Raw genomic sequence first — 20632 nt, 5'->3', positions numbered from 1 at the left:
GGATCAATCTCCTAACGGTTGTCGATCGCCGCCGCCGCGGTGCGCGTCGAGCGCGTGCTTCATGCGGCGCAGCAATTCGCGGCTCTCGTCGCCCTGGCTGACGGCAAGTTCGGTGACGAGTACATCGAGCGCCATCATCATCGCGTAACGGGACGACGACGGCTTGTAAATGAAATCGGTTTCGAACGCGACGATCGGGATCAGCCAGTCGGCGAGCCTGGCCAGTGGCGACGCGGGTGCGGTCACCGCGACCACCGTCGCGCCGTAGCTGCGCGCGATCTTGCAGTTCTCGACCATCTCGGGCACGCGTCCCGTGGTGGACAGCGCGACCACCACGCAGTCGCGCGACACCGTGCTCGCCACCATGCGCTGCAACAGTCCGTCCTGATAGGTCGCGACCGGGCGGCCGAGGCGCACGAGCCTGAAACGCATTTCGTCGGCGAGCGCGGTGGAGCCGCCGCCCATGCCGAACACGTAGATCATGCGCGCATTGCGCAGCGCGGCCGCCGCTTCGGCGAGCGGCGCCTGGCGCAGCAGTTGATGATTGTGCGCGAGCGCGGTTTGCAACTCGTCGAAGACGCGCGTGGCGATCGGCTCGGGTGCGTCGCTTGCTGCGTCGCGCTCGAGAAAACGCTGACCGACCGCGGCCGCCTGCGCGAGCCGCAGCTTCAGTTCGCGCACGTCGCGGCAGCCGACCGCCTTCGCGAAGCGCGTGACGGTCGCGATGCTGACCTCGGCCTGCTGCGCGAGCGCGCCGATGCTCGCGCGCGACGCGCCGGTCAGATCGTCGAGGATCAGCGCGGCGACCTTGCGTTCGGCCGAGCGCAACTCCGGCGCGCATTCGGCGATGCGCGCGACGATGTCGAAAGCGAGCGGTTCGGCGCTACTGTTCATGACGGACGGTGGAATCGCGGCACGGCTTTCGCGGCCCTTTCCGGCAGCCTTCGAAACCGTGGTACTAAATAACATTTCTCCGGTCATCGTACTTTCGGTAACATGGTAAAGTCAAATCTGATTCAATTTAACCGGACGATGGAGCACGGAGACATGAAAGTTACAAACTATCAGGGCGCGACGATTGATCCTTATAGCAAGGGCTTGGGCATGGTTCCGGGCACGAGCGTCCAGCTGAAGGACGCCGCGCGCCTCGAGTGGAACCTGCTCGCCGAGGACGTCAGTCTGCCGGCCGCCGTGCTGTACGAGGACCGCGTCGAGCACAACCTGAAGTGGATGCAGGCGTTCGTCGCCGAATATGGCGTCAAGCTCGCGCCGCACGGTAAGACCACGATGGCGCCGCAACTGTTTCGCCGTCAGCTCGAAACCGGCGCGTGGGGCATCACGCTCGCCACCGCCCATCAGGTGCGCGCGGCTTATCACGGCGGCGTATCGCGCGTCCTGATGGCGAATCAGCTGGTCGGCCGCCACAACATGATGATGATCGCCGAATTGCTCAGCGATCCGGATTTTGAATTCTTCTGCCTCGTCGATTCGGCCGACGGTGTCGAGCAACTCGGCGAATTCTTCACGTCGGTGAAGAAGCCGCTGCAGGTGCTGCTCGAACTCGGCGTGCCGGGCGGGCGCACCGGCGTGCGCGATGAAGCGCAGCGCAATGCGGTGCTGGACGCGATCGCGCGCTATCCGGACGTGCTGAAGCTTGCCGGTGTCGAACTGTATGAAGGCGTGCTGAAGGAAGAACCCGAGGTGCGCGCGTTCCTGCAAGGCGCGGTTGCGGTCACACGCGAGCTCGTCGAGCAAGGGCGCTTCGCGCGCTCGCCGGCGGTGCTATCGGGCGCGGGATCGGCGTGGTACGACGTGGTCGCCGAAGAGTTCGCGCAGGCGACGCAAACCGGCAAGGTCGAGGTCGTGCTGCGGCCCGGCTGCTACCTGACGCATGACGTCGGCATCTATCGCAAGGCGCAGACCGACATCTTCAAGCGCAATCCGGTCGCGAAGAAAATGGGCGAAGGCTTGCTGCCGGCGCTGCAATTGTGGGCGTACGTGCAGTCGATTCCCGAGCCGGATCGCGCGATCATCGGGCTCGGCAAACGCGACTCCGCGTTCGACGCGGGCATGCCGGAGCCGGCGCGCCACTATCGTCCGGGCCAGCAAGCGCCGCGCGACATCGCCGCGAGCGAGGGCTGGGAAATCTTCGGTCTGATGGATCAGCACGCGTACCTGCGGATTCCCCCTGGCGCCGATCTGAAGGTAGGCGACATGATCGCGTTCGACATCTCGCACCCGTGCCTGACGTTCGACAAGTGGAAGCAGGTGCTGGTCCTCGACCCGCAGTATCGCGTGAAGGAAGTGATCGAGACGTTTTTCTGATTTGGAGTTCAGTGGATTGCGCTGCGCCGTAGCGCGGGCTTTTCAACCATAGAACAAAAAGGCTGTGCGCCCTTGGGCTCACAGCCTTTTTTGTTGTCAGGCGCGGAGAAAAAATCACACGCGTTGGGCCGCCTCGTCCCCGGCGGTTTCCGGGGCCGCCGCAGCGGCGCCGGCCGCTGCGCTCGCATTGGCCGCCACTTCGCCGATGCGCGTCTCCAGCATTTTCAGCGCGCTCGACAACGCCGCGAGCGCCTCATCCGGCAACCCGGCCATCGTGTCGTGCAAGAACGCCTGGCGACGCGGCAGGCTCGCTTCGGTCGCGTCGCGACCCGCTTCGGTCAGGCGCACGTTGGTCACGCGGTTATCGCGCGTATCCATGCTGCGCGCGATCCAGCCCAGGCTTTCCAGTGCCTTCAACTGCCGCGTCAGCGCGCCCGGATCGACGCGCAGCCGCTCGACGAGCCGCTTCTGCGACGACTCGCCGGCCTGCTCGTGCAGCGCGAGCAGAATGCGCCAGCGTGGCAACGGATGACCCACCTGGGTCTCGAATGCCGACATGAATGCCCGATACGTGCGTCCAAATTGCTGCATGACGGCGACGCGGTCCTGTTCTTCCATAATCTGCCTGTCCAACACCAAGTCCAAAGATCAGTCTGCGTGAATCACCGGCTCGAGCTTGCGCTGCAGCTTGACCGGCGGCACGCGGCGGCTTTGCCACACCGACACGACGGCGATCAGCGCGGCCATCGCGAGACCCAGATGAATCGCGCCCACTAGCGACTCGCGCGCGCTCTCGAGCAGCATCGCGCCGTTGTGGCCCGCGTGCGTCAACTGATCGACGAGCGTGGTCTGCGCATCGCGGTTGATCAGGATCTGCGGATCGCCCAGATCGCCGAACCAGTGCGACGCGCCCGCGCCTTCCAGCGCACGGCGCACGCCACTCTTGTACATGTGGGTCACGAGCGTGCCGGTCAGCGCCGTGCCGATCATGCCGCCGATCATCCGCAGCGACTGCAGCAGCGCGGTCGCGATGCCGAGGTGTTCGCGGCCCGCGGTCTGCTGCGCGAAGATCGTCAGGTTCGGCATCACGAAACCGAGCCCGAGGCCGCCGACGACCATGAACGACATCAGCACCCATTGCTGCATCGAACGGGTCGCGACGACGATGCCGAGACATGACAGCGCGAGCATCGCAAAGCCGATGTACAGCATCAGGTTCGGATTCTTGATCCGCGACACGACGCGCCCGTTCGCGATGCTGCCGATCGTGATGAACACGACGAGCGGCGTGATCACGAGGCCCGCCTCTTTCGGCGACATGCCGAAGCCGCCCTGGAACAGCAGCGGTGCGTAGAACAACAGCGAGAACATCGTGAAGCCGCCGAGCACGGCCAGCGTGAACAGCGCGGCGAGGCTACGGTTGTGGAACATGTCGACTGGCAGGATGGCGGTCGGGCAGCGCTTTTCCCAATTCCACAGCGCGATGGCCGACGCGACGCTCAGCCCGAGCAGCGCGAACACGCTCAGCGTGATGCCGTGCTTCGGCAGCAACTCGACGAACAGTTGCAGCGAGCCGAGCGCGATCGCGATCAACAGCGCGCCCGGCCAATCGAGCCGCATCTTGCCTTCATGCTCGACGTGCCGCAGATGCGGCAGGAAACGCCAGACGAAAAACAGCGACAGTAGTCCTACCGGCAGATTCACGTAGAACACCGAACGCCAGCCGTAGTACTGCGTCAGAAAACCGCCGAGCGACGGCCCGACCGCATTGGCGATGCCGAACGCCGAACTCATCAGCACCTGCCAGCGCAACCGCACGACGGAATCGGGGAACAGATCGGGAATGCACGCGAACGCGGTGCCGACCAGCATGCCGCCGCCAATGCCCTGCAAGCCGCGGGCGAGCACGAGAAACAGCATGTCGTTGGCCGCGCCGCACAGCACCGAGGCGCCGGTAAACACGACGATCGACGCGATCACGAACGGCTTGCGCCCGTAGTAATCGCCGAGCCGGCCGAAGATCGGCACGGTGATCACCGAACTCAGCAGATACGAGGTGGCGACCCACGCGTATAGCTCGAAGCCGCGGAGTTCGGACACGATGGTGGGCAACGCGGTGCCGACCACAGTCTGGTCGAGCGCGACCAGCATCGTGACGAACGAGATGCCGAGCATGGCCAGCAGGGATTCGCGGAAGGGTAAGACTTGCCCACTCGAATGGTGGGCGGCGGTATGGACAGCCATTTTTGATGCAGCAAAAGTTGACGTGTCAAAAGATCGGAAATCATATCACGGAGCAACGCTCCACGCGCGACGGAACACTTCTTGCAACGCGGTAGACTCACTTGCAGTACCCACTGCCATGACATGCCAGGGAGGCTCATGCAGCCCAGTTCGCTCGCAGCATCATCGTTATCGGAGCAGGACCTCGCCGCGCTGCGGCGCGCCAAACACCAGCTCGAAAGCCCGGCGCTCGCGATGAAGCTCGCAAGCGTCGTCGGCGCGCCGATCGAAAAGCTGCTGTCGCGCATTCCGGCGTTCGCCAACGAAAAAGTGTCCGATGCGACGCAGGCCGCGTTGCGCAAATGTCTGTCGATCGCGCTGCGCACGCTCGGCCGGCGCGACGACGCCAGGCTGCTCGCGCCCGACAAGCCGAACAACCTGCTGCACAAGTTCGCGGTCGCGACGACCGGCGCGGCTGGCGGCGCGTTTGGATTGCTCGCGTTGCCGGTCGAGTTGCCCGTCACAACCACGCTGATGTTCCGCTCGATCTGCGACATCGCGCGCAGCGAGGGCGAGGACCTGACCTCGGTCGACACGCAGTTGCAATGCCTGACCGTGCTCGGCATGGGCGGCACCTCGAGCGAAGACGACGACGCCGACCTCGGCTACTTCTTCATGCGCGGCGCGCTCGCGCAGGCGGTGTCGAAGGCGTCGTCCGAGGTGGCGAGCAAGGGCTTCACGGCCCACGGCTCGGCGGCGCTGCTGCGGCTCATCAACGCGATCGCCGCGCGCTTTTCGGTGCAGGTCAGCGAGCAGATCGCGGCCAAATCGATTCCGGCGATCGGCGCGGTGCTCGGCGCGATGGTCAATACCGTGTTTATCGATCATTTCCAGCAGGTCGCGCACGGGCACTTCACCGTGCGGCGGCTCGAGCGGCAATACGGCCAGCAAACGATCGAAGCCGTCTATCGGACGCTCGACATGACGCTCGACGCCTGAGCCCGGTTCGCGGCGCGGCTCGTCGTGCGTCGCACGAAGGCGGCTGCGCGATCGAGCGCGCGGTTCGCCTCCGGCATGAACGGCGCGAACATCGGCCATACGTGCGGCAGGTTTTTCCACACTTCGCATTCGCAATCGACTCCTGCCGCGTGCGCGTTGTCGGCGACGCGGCGCGCGTCGTCGAGCAGCACCTCGGTGCTGCCCGCCTGCAGGAACAGCGGCGGCAGACCGCGCAGGTCCGCGTAGACCGGCGACGCGTACGGATGGGTGGGCGGCGCGTCGCCCAGATAGACCTTGGCCGCACGCTCGATCGAGGCGCCGCAGAACATCGGATCGACGCTGTCGTTGGTGCGCAGGCTCGCGCCGGTCGTCGCCAGATCGGTCCACGGCGAGAACAGCAGGCCGCCCGCGGGCATCGGCGCGCCGGCGTCGCGCAGCGCGACCAGCGTGGCGAGCGCGAGACCGCCGCCGGCCGAGTCGCCGGCGATCACGATCGAGCTGGGTGCGATGCCCATCGCGAGCAGCTGTCGATAGGCGGCGGTGGCGTCGTCGAGCGCGGCCGGAAAACGATGCTCGGGCGCGAGGCGGTAGTCGAGGGAGAAAAGCCGCGCGTCGGCGCGGGTCGCGAGAGCGAACGTCAGCGACCGATGCGTGCGCGGCGAGCAGAAGTAGTAACCGCCGCCATGGCAATACAGCACCGTAGCCTCCGCGCCGCCGGCCGTGCCGCCGTGCACGCGCTCCAGCCACTCGCCGACGAGCGGCGCGTCGCCCGCGCCATACGTTTCGCGCAGATGCCAGCCGGGCGGCACGCGTGGCGACCACACGCGCTTCGACGTCAGCGCGCGCGCCCGTTCGACGTTGATAAACGGTTTGAGGGTTTCGGGCCGGAACTGCCTGCGCAAATACCAGCACGCGAGCGCGCTTTGCCAGCTCATCGGGACATGCTCCTTCGTTGGAGTCCCGTCATGGTACGTGGGTTGGCGGGGGTGCCGTTGGTTTGGCGAGTTCCAATCGCGTGACGGTGATTGTGGCCGCGGCACGCGGGCCCGGCCAACGCGAGGCCCACGCCTAGTTCGCCGGCAACACCTGCCCGCGAATTTCACCCGTAGGATTCTGCGCGGTATGAATATTGAAGTACCACTGCCCCGCCATCAGATCCATGACCTGCTGCTCAGTCAGCTTCACCGTGCCTTTGATCGGACTCGCGAGCCCATTCTTCTCGATTGGCACCTGAACTTTCGCGTTCTGGCCGACCGGCGCGGGACCGTGGAAATGCGCGGCGGTGACCGGACCGCTCAAGCCCTCGTAAGTGATAGTCCACTGCAGCGATTGGGTGGACGTATCGAACGTCGCATTCAGCATGCCATGCCCGTGACTCACACGCGGCGGCACTTCGCTCGACGGCTGGAGATTCGCCTTCAGCGCAACCGTATCCGCAAATGCAGCGCTCGATGCAAGCGCCCACAACACCACGGCCAGATTCAATTTTCGCTGCGAAATCATGTTCTTCTCCGGACATTGACGCGCCGCCGCGGCATCATGTCAGCCGTGCGGGGCTTCCACATACTAGTGCAAATCATTTGGAGCCGGTGAGGCGGAGATGGTGGGCTTGCGCGGGAACTGCTTTGAGCGGAAAGGTAGCGCTCAATCGTTTTAATCGATTTAATCAAAAAGTTAATTGCGCGATTTGTAATGAATAAATCACGTCGTTCCTGGTATGCTTCGACTTGCGAGAAGTGACTCCTTCATCGAAGGACGTCTCCAAATCTTTAACGCGGCTTCGGCCGCGTTTTTTTTCGTCCCGATTTTGTTTGCGGCCGATTGAATCGCCCATGTATTTGCGCGATGTTAGGGCGCACCGCTCGCTATGCGAGCAATGCGGCCTGCTGTTCGATGCCATCGAGCATCGCCTCGCATTGTCGGATTAGCGCATACCCCGCGTTACGCAACTGCTCCGGCGACCTCTCGGCAATGACGCGGCGATAAGCTTCGAGCACCTGTACGAGCGGCGGATACTGCAGCACGCTCGCCGCCCCCATCACCCGATGCAGCCACTCTTGCACACTCCCCCTGTCCGCACGTTCGAGTAACATCGCCAGCGCGTTGAGGTCGTCGCGCATCGACGAGACGAATGAATCCAGCAATGCCTTGACCGTCGACTCGCTTCCCCATATCTGCGTCATGCGTGTCAGGTCGACGGGCACGATCGGTTCAGCACCGACGCGCTGCGTGCCCTGCCGCTCGCCATCAGGGCCAAACCAGCGGCTCAGGTAGTCGCGCAGCGTGGCGAGCCGGGTGGGCTTGATCAAACTGTCGTCCATGCCGGCTTCGCGGCACAGACTCAGGTCGTCGGGCGCGGTATTGGCCGTGATGCCGAGGATCGGCAGACGCTGCGCGCCGCCCCGCATCGCCTCCGCCTCGCGGATACGACGGGTCAGCTCGTAACCCGACAGGTTCGGCATGTGGCAGTCGGTGATCAAACAGCCATAGTTCGTGCGCTCCAGCGCGGCGAGCGCTTCGGCGCCGTCGTTGGTGACGTCGCACGCGAACCCCAGCAGCGCGAGCTGATGTCGGATCAACTCCTGATTGACTGGATGGTCTTCCGCGACAAGGATCAGCCGCCCGTTCGCGAGCGCGTGTTCACGATCGGGCGGCGGCGCGATCCCATCGGTCGTGCACGGCACGCCTACCGCGCGCGATGCCATCGGGGCCTCCGACGACAACCCCGTCATCGCGGCCGCACACGCGGCGCCCAGGCCGCGCCACGAAATCGGATTGATGCTGACGCGCACCTTGTCGTCGAGGATGCGGTAACCCGTCGGCTTCGGTTTTTCGGTCAGCGTGACGATGCGCGCTTTTGTGCCGATATGTGCCGGCAACGTGACATCCTCGCCGACGAACAGCAGATCCGCGCGGCTTAGTACGGAGCTTCTGCCCAGCGTCGCCGCATCGGCCGACAGGCTGCGCAGTTCGAGCCCGAGCGCCTCGCCGAATTGTGCGAGGGCCCGGCCAACGCGTGGATCTCGCGTGATCACCACGCCGAGTTTGCCGCGCAGACCATTGATCGAATAGCGCTGCTCGACGATCGGCATCGTCAGCCGCACGATCATGCTCGTGCCGCGACCAGGTTCGCTGTGCAATGTGAGCGTGCCGCTCATCAGGTCGATCAGCTTGCGGCAGATCGTCAGCCCAAGGCCCGTGCCGCCGAAGCGCCGCGTGGTGGACGACTCAGCCTGCACGAACGGCTCGAACAAACCCGCCTGCACATTCGGCGCGATGCCGATGCCGGTGTCCCGAACGGTCAGCTCCAACGTCTGCGAAGCCGAGCGGTCTTCGACGACCGCTACGCTCACACCCACCTCGCCCTTCGGCGTGAACTTGATCGCATTGCCGAGCAGGTTGAACAGAATCTGGCGCAGACGCACGCTGTCGCCACGGAGCGTCGCAGCGGCGTTGCTCCCGATGTCCACGCGCACTTTCAGCCCCTTTTCGTGAGCGCGCCCCGCGAGCAGGCCGACCGCGTTATCGACGAGCTCGCGTAGATCGATCGGCTCGGCTTCGAGCGTGAGCCGCCCCGCCTCGATCTTCGAATAATCGAGCAAATCATCGAGAATCTGCAGCAGCGCGCCCGCCGACTCGTGAATCATGCCGAGCATTTCGCTCTGATCGGTACTGAGCGGCGTGCGCTCGAGCACTTCGACGAGACCTAGCACGCCGTTCATCGGGGTGCGGATTTCGTGGCTCATCATCGCGAAGAAGTTGTCCTTCGCGCGCGAGGCCGCCTCGGCCGCATCGCGTGCTCGCGCGAGTTCCTCCGAACGCGCGCGCTCGACACTCGCATCGACCCAATAGCCGCTCCAAACCACGCTGCCGTCGGCTTCGCGCCGCGGCACCAGCTCGGCTCGCACCCACTTGAGTTGACCGGCGCTTTCGAGGCGGAACTGCATATGCACCGGGGTCGCACAACTCGCGGACCGCTCGAGCTCGGCAAGAACGAGCGGCCGATCCAGCTCCGACACGCGCTCGAAATCGACTCGCGCCCCATCCGGCGAATCACTCTCGCCGAACAGATGTCGCGCGTCGCCGCCGATGTACGGGAAGGAATACGCACCGGACGGCGAGCGCCGCATCTGGAACACGACGGCCGGCAACGAGCGCGTGACGTCGAACAGACGTCGTTCGGTTTCGCGCGCGCGCATTTCGGCGCGCCGGATGTCGGTGATGTCGACCATCGTGCCGAGCACGTACGCCGGCTGCCCATCGCCGCCTTCACAGACACTCGTCCAGAAAATCCCATGCCGCGACTCCCCTGCACGATCCTCGAACTGGAGTTCGACTTTAGCGATGCCGCCGCCGCGCAGCAGCTCGCGCGTCATGTCGTCGAGCACGCGGCTATTGGTGTCGCCCCATGTGCCGACCTCGGCCGTCGTACGCCCGAGCACGTCCTTCCGCTCCAGGCCGCACGCCCTCTCATAAGCCTCGTTGATCGCGATGTACCGCCCGTCCAGGCCTTTCGCGATGAGCGGATACGGCACCGTCTTCATCATCGTTTCCTGGAAGTTCAATTGCAGCGCCAGTTCGCGCTCGGTCTGCTTGCGCAGCCGGACTTCGCGTTGCAGCAGCACATACGCGCGCAACGTGACCAGCAGCACGACACCGATGCCGATCAGCACCGGCAGCAGCCGCACCGCGGTCACGCTCCATACCGCGTTGTCCGGCGCTGCCGGGCTCACCCACTTGCGCCGGATGCGCTGCTTTTCGGCTGCCGGCATCGCCTGCAACGCGCGATCGATCAGCTTGACGAGCGGGCTCAGGTCCTCGCGGACCGCAAAATACAACGAGTCGGATTCACCGAGCGAGTCGAGCACCCTGAGTGCGCCGGCGTAGTGCTGCCGCAGTTGCACGTTGATAGCGGCAGCATTGCCGACCAGCACGTCGGCCTCGCCGCTCGCGACCATGCGCATCGCCTCACCCAGGCTCCCCGCGACGACGATGTGATCGACCGGCACCGCTTCCAATGCGAGCGGCACCGAACCGGCTACGTGCGGCGACATCACGACGCGGCACGACGTGATGTCGTCGAACCAGCATGGAGTCGGCACGCCGCTGCGCCCAGCGACCACCAGCGGATCGCTCTCGTACACGCGGCTATGGTCGGCGCCCACCAGAAGCGCACCACGACTCGATGTGGAGGACAGCATCGCGAGGTCGCCGCGCTGGAACGCGTCGACGGTGGCGGCCCAGTCGGCCGTGCGCGCCCGGCTGAACACGACACCGAGCGTGCTGCTCAGGTACGCGAGGTAATCGGCGGTCAGACCGACGGGGCGACCGGCGGCGTCAACGTAGCTGAACGGTGCCCAGTCGTCGTCGAAGCCGATCTGCAACGGCGGCAGCGCACGCAGCCAGTTCTTTTCTTCCGGCGTCAGCGTGAACCGTGATGCACCCGGCACGGGCGCCGCGTTGAAGTTGCCGGACAGCCAGCGCGCGCGTATCGCGGCGGCCTCGGCGGGATTCATCGACACGAGCGCGCGGTTCAGTTGATCGCGCAAGGCAAGCTGGCGAGGCGATACCGCAAAGCGCAGATCGAGCGCTTTGCCGCCTTGCTCGAACGCTACGCGAAGATTGCGATACGCGTCAGTCGCCAGTTCATATTGCACCACCGGCGTGAAGCCGAAGTAGACGTCGGCATCGCCATTCAGTACCGCGTTCAGCGCTGCGTGCGTGCTCGCGAACGAGACGATCTTCGCGCGAGGAAAACCGGCGCGCAGCAGACGCTCACGCGCAAAACCGCGCTCGATCGCGATACGCGCGCCGGCGAGGTCGGTGGGTTTCTCATACCGGGCGTCGTCGCGACGCACGACGGCCGAGGCGAACGAGTGGAAGTAGGGTGCCGTAAAGCCGAGGCAGCGCTCGCGCTCCGGCGTGCGCGCGATGCTCGTCAGCAGGTCGACCTCGCCGGCGCAAGCCGCGGCGACCAGCTTGGCCATGTCGGGAAAGCTCTTCGTCTCGATAACGACGTTCGGCCCCACGAGCGCGCGCAACAGGTCGCCACTGACGCCGGCGAGCTGGCCGCCCCTCGGGATATCGAACGGCGGCCAGCCACCTTCGAGCATGCCGACGGTCAGTTTGGCAGGAAATGCAATGGATGACGCAGCGGAAGAACCTGCTCGCACCGAGGAGATGACGGGCGACTCAGACGCAGCGCCAGTAGGCGCGGCCATACAGACCGCGTGGGTAGCCGCCAGCAGCCACAACGCAAGCCGACACATCATTGAGTGGCGCGGCGAGCGCGGCCTCAGACACCGCAACAAACGCCGCAGCCCCAACGTCAGCGCCGCCTTGCCGTGAGAATCGGCGTCGACCGGAAGTGGTGAGTACCGTCCCTCGCTCACGAAACGTCACCATGTCCGTCCGCCAACGACACCGCGGACGAATCGGCTCGACCGTCCAGAAACGAAAACAGCACGCCAGCCGCGATCGCGCCGGCCAACGGCGCGGCCCAAAACAGCCACAACTGGTCCAGCGCCCAATTGCCGACGAACACTGCCTGCGCTGTCGAGCGGGCGGGATTGACCGCTCCATTGGTGATCGGAATAGACACCAGGTAGACGAGCATCAGACATGCGCCGGTGATGAACGGCGCAACCCTTGCCAACTCTTTCCGAACGACGACCAGCAGGCAGGTCCCGACAAACACGAACGACAGCAGGACTTCCACGACGAGCGCCGAATGCAATGGATAGTCTGCGGGCGAATGAGCGCCGAAACCGTTCGCCGCGAATTCGCTCGCGGCGAGTTCGAAACCTGGCCGGCCGCTGGCAAGGTAGGCGAGAAGCGCCGCGGCGACTATTGCTCCGCCGATTTGCGCGGCGATATAGGGCAACAGATCGCGCACCGGAAAGCGCTGCGCGACCGTCAGGCCGATGGTAACGGCAGGATTGAAATGAGCGCCGGAGATCTTGCCGAATGCATAGCCGCCAATAGCGAGCGCAAGCCCGAACGCCAACGACATCTGCAACGCGCCACTAGCCTGCAGTATGCGTGTGGTGTCCAACACCGTACTGCCGCAGCCGACGAACACGAGCCATGCCGTACCCACGCCCTCGCTCCACAATCGCTTGCCTAGCGCAACCATCTCTACCCCATCCGTCAAGTACGAGGTACAGACACCGAACGATCGCGCGAAGAGGTCTGCACCGGATTCCCCTGATCCATTGCTAGCCGGATCACGAACTAGCCACAACGGCAGTTGCGGCGCAAGGCGCGCAATGACCGGCGGCGGCCAGGATTATTGGATGCCTCCCAAGCCTCGCCAATCAGATAAGTCTGATAAGAGCTACGTCAAAACCGTCGAAAGCAATAGTTTGTGACCGTTGCGGCGCCTCATATCAGCCCAATCTGAGTGGCGTAGTTGATCAGGTCGGCTTCTGTTTCCAGTCCGAGCTTGCGCATCGCGCTGCGTTTTTGCGTGCTGATGGTTTTGTCGCTACGTCGCAGACGCGTGGCGATCTCGTGCACCGCGAGGCCTCGCACATAGAGTTGAAACACCTCCCACTCGCGTGCGCTCATCGCACCGCCGCGCCGGGGCGGCGCAGGCTCCGCGGCCGTGAGTGCGGCACGAACCTGTTCCGATAGATGGGTGCCCCCGGCGGCGACCGCTTCGATCGCGTCGATCAATGCGTCCACGGCGTCGCGCTTGTCGACGATTCCAGTCACACCGATATTGCGCAAGCCGGCCAACACATGCGCGCGCCCAATCATGGTCAGCACGACCACGTGGGGATGCGGCGTGCGCCGAAGTAGCCGACGCAATAGCGGCACGGCGCTGGTGTCTCCGTCGAGTCCCGGCATACCGATGTCCGACACGACGACGTCGCATGCGCAGACATCGAGCAGCTTCGCGAGACCGTGCGTGTCGGCAGCTTCGCCGACAATTTCGATATTCGGCTTGTCGCGCAGCAGCGATCGGACGCCCGCGCGAATGGAGTCGTGGTCGTCCGCCACGACGACGTGAATCTTGTTTGTCATTCTGTTCCGTGACTTTTTTATGGTGTCGATCGGCATACCGCACCAGATGTGTCTCCCCGGTTATGCCGATCTATTCGCCGCACCCATGCGCAGCGGGTTGCCGTCCGGTTAGCGGACCTGACCAAGCCGTTCTGGCACTACTCCATGCTCGACTGCGAAGCGAAACAGTTCGGCGTCGCTATTCAGCGACAGCTTGCGCATGGCCATGCACTTCTGCGCACTGATCGTCTTCACACTACGTCCCAGCCGCGTGGCGATTTCCGTGACGCCCAGTCCTGACGCGTACTGCGTAAATACCTCGAGCTCGCGACGAGACAAGGTGGCGCGCACGAAGTCGAGACGTTGCGTCAACGTTACGTCGGCCAGCATGGCGCGCACCGCCGGACCGACATAACACTCGCGCGCGAGCGCCATGACCAGTGCCACATGGATCAGATCGATCCGATCACGTTTGCTCAGCAGTCCATCCACGCCGAGCGACATCACCTCGCGCAGCGTCGCTGCTTCGGTTTCCATTGTCAGGATCACGAGCGCCACGTTGGGATAGCGCGCCTTCAACTGCCTGACGAAGTCGAACCGGTTTTCGTTGTGCCCTCCTGGCATGTAAAGGTCCATCAGAACGAGATCGCAAGGACTTCGATCGACTTCAATCAATAGTTCGGCGACATCCGACGCACGGCCAACCACCTTCAGGTTGGGGTAATTGCCAATCAGATTTTCTATAGCCAGCAGAACCAGCGGATGATCGTCCGCAATGATCGTTCGAACAGGCGGGCCTGATGCAGCCATGAGATTCATCTTCTGGCGCTCCTCGATACTTTCATTTCCCGACACCTTGTCATGTGTGACCGGCGCTCACGCAATGGTCGATCATTTCTTTTGCGACAAACATCAGAGCGCTCTGAAATGGACCGGGCAACGGCATGCCCGATACTTAGTTTTCCGATTCGAGGAGGAGCGCGCCGCAGGCGCGCACACAGGAAAAAAGCGCGGGGTCGTCGCTGACGCCCAGTCGCGCCATCGCTTCGCGCTTTTGCCGACTCACCGTGCGGCGATGGCAGCCGAGCGCCGCCGCGATCTGCACGATGGACTCGCCGCTGACGAGCCTGCGCACGATGTTGGTCTGCCGCTTCGATAGCAGCAGCGCCGACACGAACTGACCGTTGTCCGGCTGCGAACGCTCGAGCGTTTCGACCACCGAGCGGCCCAGGTAGCGCGCGCCGCGCGCACTGTCGCAGACGGCTTGCGGCAGTTCCTCGAGAGAATCGGCTTTGCCGACCACGCTGATTGCGGCATCGGCGGCGACGACGCGCAACATCGCGGCATTCGTCTGCCCGGTCACGACGACGACGCGCAATGACGGCCACTCGCCACGAATGCGCCGGATCAGGCCGGGTCCGTCGCCAATCTCGCCGGCGGGTTCCGGCATGGAAAGATCGACGACGAGCACGTCGCACGGTGTTTGTTGCAGCAATGCGATCAACGCAGTGGGCGCCTGCGCCTGACCGACGACAGTCAGACCTTCGTGCACCTCCAGCGTCGATTTCAGGCCAAGCAGGATGAACGGATGATCGTCCGCCAGAATGATTCGAAGATTTGTCACGATTAGTCTCGCTCGTTATAGGAATGGTCGGAATGCTTGCAGGGATGGCTATGCAGGCGGCAGGGGTCGAACTTCGTCGCGTCAGTCAAGCGACGTGCTGGAAAAGCCATCTGATCACCCTCGCAAATTCACGACAATCGGAGCGTTCCTAATCCGGTTTAATGATCGGGATAATTTCTAGTCCTATCGAGCAATATGCGCACCGCTGTTCGAATCAAAACAAAATCAATTCGGAAACGCAGGGGGGGCGCTGCTTGCCCCATGTCTCACGCCGCATCACAAGCACGCGTCGCGCGCATCGCACGGGTCGACGCGGCGCGCGGAAACACCGGCAACGCGAGCAACGCACAGGCGCTCGCCACCGTCCAGACCAGCGGCCATGCTCCGATGGACAGCAGCGGCGGAATCGCGAGCGGCGTCACGAACAGCGTGAGAAACACGCAAGTGTTGCCCATCGCGAGCGCGGTGCCCGCGCGGCGCGTGCCGGCGAGCGACGCGAGTTCGGTAAACGCGACGCCGTGCCACGCCGACGCGCTAACGCCGCCGAGCACGATCATCAGCGCGAACAGCGCGACCGCCCCGGCGCGATGCATGCCGACGATCCCGGTCGCGAGCGCGAGCAGCACGAACAGCACGGCGGTCAACAGACTGCATGCCCGCATATACGCGCGACGGTTGCCGCGCCGGTCGGTCCACGCGCCGCTCCAGACCCGCGCGATCGCGGCGCCGGTCTGCACCGCGGCCATCGTCGCGCTGATCGCGAACACGCCGGCACGCCCGAAGTCGTGCAGGAACACCGTGCCGAACGTGATCACGGCAATCTGCGGCACGCACAGCGCGCCCGCGCCGAGCGCGACGCGCCAGATCGCGATGTCGCGCAATGGCGAACGCATCGGCGGCGGCGCGATGACGTTCGAAACGTCCACGCTGCGCCCGCTGGCTGCCGCAGTCGCGCGCGCTCCTTTGACTGCCGACGTATCGTCCGCATGCGCGGGCTCGTGCAGCCAGCGCCACGCGAACCATGCGGTGATCGCGCACGCCAACGCCAGCACCGCATAGGCGCTCGCAAAACCGAAGTGCGAGGCGAGCACCGGCAACACCAAGGCGCCGAGCCCACCGCCCGCCGGCACGGCGGTTTGGCGGATGCTCATCGCGAGACCGCGCTCGCCTTCGCGAAACCACGCCATCACCGCTCGGCCGCTCGATCCGTTGACACTGCCGCCCAGCAGTCCGACCAGCAGCAGCCCGAGCGCGAGCGGGACAATGCCGGGCACCCGCGCGGCGCCCGGCGACACGAACAGCGCGAGACCGGCGAGCGCGGCCGCGGTCGACAGCAAGCCGAGCAGCAGCACGCGACGATCGCCCCAGCGGTCGGTCAACAGCCCCCAGGGCAACTCGCTGACCGCAATGCCGAGCCCGAGCATGCCGAGCACGAGGCCGAGCCCGTGGTTGCCGAGGTGGTAGTCCGAGCGCAGGAACACTGCCGTCGTCGGAATTCCCGAAAATGCCGCCGAAAAGCTCGCATTCGCGGCAAAGCCCACGCCCAGCACCTTCCAGCGATGCCGCGCGCCGCGCTCGCCAGTGCCGCGCGACGCTGTCATAGATCCGTTTTCCATCACACCCTCCGTGTCATTCGGGGGTATGCTACGGCTGGGTTTTCCATCGGAAAAGCCGGAAATTCAGATCACTGACATCGGAAAAACCGAATCATGAGCCAGCGTGGTTTCGACCTTGCACAGTTGCGGACCTTCGTCGCCGTCGCCGAATCGGGCGGGGTGTCGGCGGGCGCCGAACGCGTGTTCCTGTCCCAGTCGTCGGTCAGCGAGCAGTTGAAGAAGCTCGAGGAGCGCGCCGGCCAGCCGCTCCTGGTGCGCGGCCGCCAGGGTGTGAACCCAACGCCCGCGGGCGAGCGTCTGCTCGAGCACGCGCGCCGCATCATCGCGATGAGCGAAGCGGCCTTCGACGACCTGCAAGGCCGCTCGCTCGACGGCGAGCTCCGCATCGCGATCACCGACTACTATCGGCCACACGATATCGCGCGCATCCTCAAGACGTTTTCGGAACAGCATCCGCGGCTGAAGCTGCACGTGACGGTGCTGCCGAGCGCGGTGATCGACAGCGGCGCGGACGATCACGCGTCGTTCGACATCGGTTTGTCGGCACGGCTCGTCATAGGCCAGCCGCGCGCACGCAGCGCGGGTGCCGGCTCCGGTACCGCCAGCATCGTCGTGCGGCGCGAAAAGCTGCTATGGGCCAGTTGCGCCGATGCTCCCACCCGCCCCGCCGCGCCGTACCAACTGGTGCTGCTGCCGACGACCTGTCAGTTGCAGCGCTTCGTCGTCAAGCTGCTCGACGAACACAAGGTAGCGTACGTGGTGTCGCATTCGGCGTCGGGCGTCGCGGGCCTGCAGCTCGCGTTGAAGGCGGGGCTCGGGATTTCATGTCTGAACGAGTCGTCGCTCGGCGGCGGCGTGGTGGCGTGCGCCGCGAACGTCGGCTTGCCACCGCTGCCCGCCATCGAGTTTCATCTGCTCCCGCGGCGCCCGGGCGAAAGCGAACTGGTCAGCAATGCACGTGATGCGCTCGTGCGGCTCTTCGCATGACGCGCCCACCGGCGTTTGCGCAAAAGGTGAAAGCACGCGAATGAGATGCAGATCCGGGCACAAATAAAAATTCACAGCAAAAGTTATCGATCGACATCAGCTAATCACATTCACCTGATGCATTGACATCGATAAGCCGCGGCGCAACAAAATCGGCCGCGCCGAGGCCTGCATCGGTGCCGACGCGCGATTATCGGAACACCTGATTTCCTTTGTGTTCTCGATTGACGCGTCCGATAAATTGTTGCACGCTGCGAACGGCTATCGCGCATTTTCAGCGCCTCATGCGTCGCTCATTGCGGCCAGAAAGCCGCCGTCCCAAGCGCACCCAGCGCGGATCATTTGTCACAGATCAAAGTTTTTGCCGGACAATTGCATCATCATTGCGCTTCTGCAGTTCGCGGTCCCGAACAAGCCCGTTCCGAATAGCGGTTAAGAGCAAGTCAATTAAAAGCAGCTAGTCCCGAGATGCGTCGTTTCCGGATTTCATAAGTGAATCCGCCCACACGCGCCGGGTATATAAATCGAGCGATAAGAACGTTCTCCAACGAGGCCCGGTGTGTATCGCAAAACTATCGGCTCTGCGGTCCTGTTCGTGCTCTGCGCGCTTCACGCGCTATGGAGCTGCGCGGCGCTAGCGGTCACCGACGCGTCCAGCGCGATGCCCCCGTCGATGGACCAGCGCATACGCGCCTGCACCTCGTGTCACGGCGAGCAGGGCCAGGGCCGCAAAAACGACTACTTCCCGCGCATCGCCGGCAAGCCGGCCGAGTACCTGTTCAATCAGTTGATCGCGTTTCGCGACGGCGGCCGCACCTATCCGCCGATGGGCTATCTGCTGGCGTTCCTGCCCGACGACTATCTGCGTCAGATCAGCGAGTATTTCGCAGCCCTGCAGCCGCCCTATCCCGAATCCGACCGCGCTACGCTGTCGCCGAAGCTGCTTGCTGCCGGTGAAAAACTCGTGACGCACGGCGACCCGGCGCGCGGCATACCGGCGTGCATCGCCTGTCACGGCGCGCGCATGACCGGCACGCAGCCGGGCATTCCGGGCCTGCTCGGCTTGCACGCGAGCTATATAGCCGGGCAGATGGGCACGTGGCGCTCGGGTACTCGCCACGCGCTCGCGCCGGACTGCATGCGCACGATCGCGCTCAAGCTGAACGACAACGACATCGCCGCGGTATCGAACTGGCTCGCGCGCCAGCCGCGTCCCGCCGACCCCCGGCCCGCACCGGCATCCGCCGAGCGGCTGCCCCTCGCTTGCGGGAGCCAACCGCAATGAAGCCGACACTTCGCCCGTCCGGTTGGCTGCGCCCGGCAAGCATGGCTAGCGTCCTTGCGATCGGCAGCCTCGCGCTCGCGTTGCTGCTCGATGGACCACTCGCGACGACGGCCCATGCCGCGACCGCCGCGCCCCAAGGCGCGGAATCGACTACCACGGCTGGAACCAGTCCCGACACCCGCCCTGAGATCGTCCGACGCGGCGAATACCTCGCGCGCGCGGGCGACTGCATTGCGTGTCACACCGCGCCGCGCGGCCGGCTGTTCGCCGGCGGCCTCGCAATGGAAACGCCGTTCGGCACGCTGTACTCGCCGAACATCACGCCTGACCCGCAGTACGGCATCGGCACGTGGAGCGAGGAAGCGTTTTTCAAGATGATGCGCACCGGCCGCAAGCCGGACGGCGCGCCGATCTATCCGGCGATGCCGGTCGCCCAGTACACGAAGGTCACGCGCGAGGACTCGGACGCGATCTTCGCGTTCCTGAAGACCGTCGAGCCCGTGCGTCAACCGAATCACCCGCACACGCTGCGCTTCCCGTTCAATCAGCGCGATCTGCTGTACGGCTGGCGCACGCTGTATTTCCACGAGGGTGAGTTCAAGTCCGACCCGACCAAATCGGTCGAATGGAATCGCGGCGCGTATCTGGTCGAGGGGCTCGGGCACTGCACGATGTGCCACACGCGCATCAACATGCTGGGCGGTTCGTCGCCGCGCGAGCAGTTCGCGGGCGGGCTGATTCCGGTGCAGAACTGGTACGCGCCGTCGCTGACTTCGGACAAGGACGGCGGCCTCGGCGACTGGAGCATCCAGGACATCGTCGATCTGTTGCAGGCAGGCATCTCCAACCGCGGCGCCGTCTACGGCCCGATGGCCGAGGTCACCTATCACAGCCTGCAGCATCTGAGCGAGGAAGACATCCGCGCGATGGCCGTCTATCTGAAGTCGCTGCCTGACCAGGGCGGCCGCAAGACCGGCCCGAGCGCGACGCCGAACCCGAAGGTGTTCGCGCTCGGCAAGCAGATCTATGCGGACAAGTGCGCGATTTGCCACGGCGACAATGGCGAAGGACAGCTGCCACAGTACCCGCCCCTCGCGGGCAACCAGTCGATCGAAATGGACTCGGCCGTCAATCCGATCCGCATCGTGCTGAACGGCGGCTTCCCGCCGGGCACGAAACGCAATCCGCAGCCGTTCGGCATGCCGCCGTTTGGCCAGGAGCTGAACGACGCCGAAGCGGCCGCCGTCGTCACGTTCATCCGCACCGCGTGGGGCAATCACGGGCTGCCGGTGTCGGCCCGCGAGGTCAACGAGCTGCGCAAGGCGCCGCTGCATTGAGTTGCCGTCCGGACAGCGCTATACGAAAGCGCAGCATAGGAGAACCATCGACATGAAAGCGAACGACCCGCCCAGCGCCGCCCCGCCGACCGACGACGAAGTCGAACACGTCGTCGCGGCCGGTCCGCGCGGCGCGATCGCGCTGGCCGGCGTCGCCACCGTCATCGTGATGCTGATCTGGTTCGCCTTCTACTTTTTCGCGTTTCTGCCGCGCGGCATCATCCACTGA

At 64.7% G+C, this 20632-nt stretch carries 17 protein-coding genes; 6 read left to right on the top strand and 11 right to left on the bottom strand.

The window, feature by feature from the left end:
• Nucleotides 1–3 precede the first annotated feature (3 nt).
• A complete protein-coding gene (locus tag BC1002_RS01805; protein ID WP_041734526.1) occupies nucleotides 4–894 on the bottom strand; it encodes a MurR/RpiR family transcriptional regulator in 891 nt (296 codons plus the stop codon).
• Between the two features lie 153 nt (nucleotides 895–1047).
• Here BC1002_RS01805 and BC1002_RS01800 point away from each other — a divergent pair, with 153 nt between their 5' ends.
• Entirely contained in the window at nucleotides 1048–2325 is a 1278-nt protein-coding gene (locus BC1002_RS01800) for an amino acid deaminase (RefSeq protein ID WP_013088364.1), read from the top strand.
• A 114-nt stretch (nucleotides 2326–2439) separates the two neighbouring features.
• On the opposite strand, the gene BC1002_RS01795 is transcribed toward BC1002_RS01800, so the two are convergent.
• Nucleotides 2440–2943, bottom strand: a complete 504-nt coding sequence (locus BC1002_RS01795) for a MarR family winged helix-turn-helix transcriptional regulator (RefSeq protein ID WP_013088363.1) — start codon at nucleotides 2941–2943, stop codon at nucleotides 2440–2442.
• Between the two features lie 30 nt (nucleotides 2944–2973).
• Nucleotides 2974–4569 (bottom strand): MDR family MFS transporter, encoded by a 1596-nt coding sequence (locus BC1002_RS01790; protein ID WP_013088362.1) that lies wholly within the window; start codon nucleotides 4567–4569, stop codon nucleotides 2974–2976.
• A gap of 138 nt (nucleotides 4570–4707) precedes the next feature.
• Between BC1002_RS01790 and BC1002_RS01785 the strand changes: the two genes are divergently transcribed.
• Nucleotides 4708–5547, top strand: a complete 840-nt coding sequence (locus BC1002_RS01785) for an EcsC family protein (RefSeq protein WP_013088361.1) — start codon at nucleotides 4708–4710, stop codon at nucleotides 5545–5547.
• Here the strand turns inward: BC1002_RS01785 and BC1002_RS01780 are convergent.
• The 8 genes from BC1002_RS01780 to BC1002_RS01740 all read right to left on the bottom strand — a co-directional run bounded on the left by BC1002_RS01780 (nucleotide 5514) and on the right by BC1002_RS01740 (nucleotide 16794).
• Nucleotides 5514–6482, bottom strand: a complete 969-nt coding sequence (locus tag BC1002_RS01780; RefSeq protein WP_013088360.1) for an alpha/beta hydrolase — start codon at nucleotides 6480–6482, stop codon at nucleotides 5514–5516. The two genes, BC1002_RS01785 and BC1002_RS01780, sit on opposite strands and share 34 nt — an antisense overlap.
• 133 nt (nucleotides 6483–6615) lie before the next feature.
• Nucleotides 6616–7050: a CHRD domain-containing protein gene (locus tag BC1002_RS01775; RefSeq protein WP_013088359.1), complete on the bottom strand. Its 435-nt coding sequence runs from the start codon at nucleotides 7048–7050 to the stop codon at nucleotides 6616–6618.
• A gap of 362 nt (nucleotides 7051–7412) precedes the next feature.
• Nucleotides 7413–11819, bottom strand: a complete 4407-nt coding sequence (locus BC1002_RS01770) for an ATP-binding protein (protein WP_202945586.1) — start codon at nucleotides 11817–11819, stop codon at nucleotides 7413–7415.
• A gap of 116 nt (nucleotides 11820–11935) precedes the next feature.
• Nucleotides 11936–12682: an aquaporin Z gene (gene aqpZ, locus BC1002_RS01760; RefSeq protein ID WP_013088356.1), complete on the bottom strand. Its 747-nt coding sequence runs from the start codon at nucleotides 12680–12682 to the stop codon at nucleotides 11936–11938.
• 248 nt (nucleotides 12683–12930) lie between these two features.
• A complete protein-coding gene (locus BC1002_RS01755) occupies nucleotides 12931–13575 on the bottom strand; it encodes a response regulator (protein ID WP_013088355.1) in 645 nt (214 codons plus the stop codon).
• Nucleotides 13576–13683: 108 nt separating this feature from the next.
• Nucleotides 13684–14373 (bottom strand): response regulator, encoded by a 690-nt coding sequence (locus BC1002_RS01750; protein WP_013088354.1) that lies wholly within the window; start codon nucleotides 14371–14373, stop codon nucleotides 13684–13686.
• Nucleotides 14374–14509: 136 nt separating this feature from the next.
• Complete coding sequence (locus tag BC1002_RS01745; protein ID WP_013088353.1) at nucleotides 14510–15178, bottom strand: response regulator; 669 nt, start codon at nucleotides 15176–15178, stop codon at nucleotides 14510–14512.
• 266 nt (nucleotides 15179–15444) lie between these two features.
• Complete coding sequence (locus tag BC1002_RS01740) at nucleotides 15445–16794, bottom strand: MFS transporter (protein WP_013088352.1); 1350 nt, start codon at nucleotides 16792–16794, stop codon at nucleotides 15445–15447.
• 93 nt (nucleotides 16795–16887) lie between these two features.
• On the opposite strand from BC1002_RS01740, the gene BC1002_RS01735 reads away from it, so the two are divergent.
• The 4 genes from BC1002_RS01735 to BC1002_RS38355 all read left to right on the top strand — a co-directional run bounded on the left by BC1002_RS01735 (nucleotide 16888) and on the right by BC1002_RS38355 (nucleotide 20632).
• Complete coding sequence (locus BC1002_RS01735; RefSeq protein ID WP_013088351.1) at nucleotides 16888–17781, top strand: LysR family transcriptional regulator; 894 nt, start codon at nucleotides 16888–16890, stop codon at nucleotides 17779–17781.
• 559 nt (nucleotides 17782–18340) lie between these two features.
• Nucleotides 18341–19066, top strand: a complete 726-nt coding sequence (locus BC1002_RS01730; protein WP_013088350.1) for a c-type cytochrome — start codon at nucleotides 18341–18343, stop codon at nucleotides 19064–19066.
• Nucleotides 19063–20403: a c-type cytochrome gene (locus tag BC1002_RS01725; RefSeq protein WP_013088349.1), complete on the top strand. Its 1341-nt coding sequence runs from the start codon at nucleotides 19063–19065 to the stop codon at nucleotides 20401–20403. Before BC1002_RS01730 ends, BC1002_RS01725 begins: the two co-directional genes overlap by 4 nt.
• Before the next feature lie 52 nt (nucleotides 20404–20455).
• The gene (locus BC1002_RS38355; protein ID WP_013088348.1) at nucleotides 20456–20632 is read left to right on the top strand and encodes a hypothetical protein; all 177 of its coding nucleotides are present in this window, start codon (nucleotides 20456–20458) and stop codon (nucleotides 20630–20632) included.

The organism is Paraburkholderia atlantica, assembly GCF_000092885.1.
In the GTDB taxonomy this organism is placed as follows: domain Bacteria; phylum Pseudomonadota; class Gammaproteobacteria; order Burkholderiales; family Burkholderiaceae; genus Paraburkholderia; species Paraburkholderia atlantica.
This window is presented reverse-complemented; position numbering and strand designations above follow the sequence as displayed.

What these genes read in the sequence shown, in the direction of transcription:
- BC1002_RS01805 (WP_041734526.1), bottom strand. Translation starts at nt 894, where the DNA reads ATGAACAGTAGCGCCGAACCGCTCGCTTTCGACATCGTCGCGCGCATC.
- BC1002_RS01800 (WP_013088364.1), top strand. Translation starts at nt 1,048, where the DNA reads ATGAAAGTTACAAACTATCAGGGCGCGACGATTGATCCTTATAGCAAG.
- BC1002_RS01795 (WP_013088363.1), bottom strand. Translation starts at nt 2,943, where the DNA reads ATGGAAGAACAGGACCGCGTCGCCGTCATGCAGCAATTTGGACGCACG.
- BC1002_RS01790 (WP_013088362.1), bottom strand. Translation starts at nt 4,569, where the DNA reads ATGGCTGTCCATACCGCCGCCCACCATTCGAGTGGGCAAGTCTTACCC.
- BC1002_RS01785 (WP_013088361.1), top strand. Translation starts at nt 4,708, where the DNA reads ATGCAGCCCAGTTCGCTCGCAGCATCATCGTTATCGGAGCAGGACCTC.
- BC1002_RS01780 (WP_013088360.1), bottom strand. Translation starts at nt 6,482, where the DNA reads ATGAGCTGGCAAAGCGCGCTCGCGTGCTGGTATTTGCGCAGGCAGTTC.
- BC1002_RS01775 (WP_013088359.1), bottom strand. Translation starts at nt 7,050, where the DNA reads ATGATTTCGCAGCGAAAATTGAATCTGGCCGTGGTGTTGTGGGCGCTT.
- BC1002_RS01770 (WP_202945586.1), bottom strand. Translation starts at nt 11,819, where the DNA reads ATGATGTGTCGGCTTGCGTTGTGGCTGCTGGCGGCTACCCACGCGGTC.
- aqpZ (WP_013088356.1), bottom strand. Translation starts at nt 12,682, where the DNA reads ATGGTTGCGCTAGGCAAGCGATTGTGGAGCGAGGGCGTGGGTACGGCA.
- BC1002_RS01755 (WP_013088355.1), bottom strand. Translation starts at nt 13,575, where the DNA reads ATGACAAACAAGATTCACGTCGTCGTGGCGGACGACCACGACTCCATT.
- BC1002_RS01750 (WP_013088354.1), bottom strand. Translation starts at nt 14,373, where the DNA reads ATGAATCTCATGGCTGCATCAGGCCCGCCTGTTCGAACGATCATTGCG.
- BC1002_RS01740 (WP_013088352.1), bottom strand. Translation starts at nt 16,794, where the DNA reads ATGGAAAACGGATCTATGACAGCGTCGCGCGGCACTGGCGAGCGCGGC.
- BC1002_RS01735 (WP_013088351.1), top strand. Translation starts at nt 16,888, where the DNA reads ATGAGCCAGCGTGGTTTCGACCTTGCACAGTTGCGGACCTTCGTCGCC.
- BC1002_RS01725 (WP_013088349.1), top strand. Translation starts at nt 19,063, where the DNA reads ATGAAGCCGACACTTCGCCCGTCCGGTTGGCTGCGCCCGGCAAGCATG.
- BC1002_RS38355 (WP_013088348.1), top strand. Translation starts at nt 20,456, where the DNA reads ATGAAAGCGAACGACCCGCCCAGCGCCGCCCCGCCGACCGACGACGAA.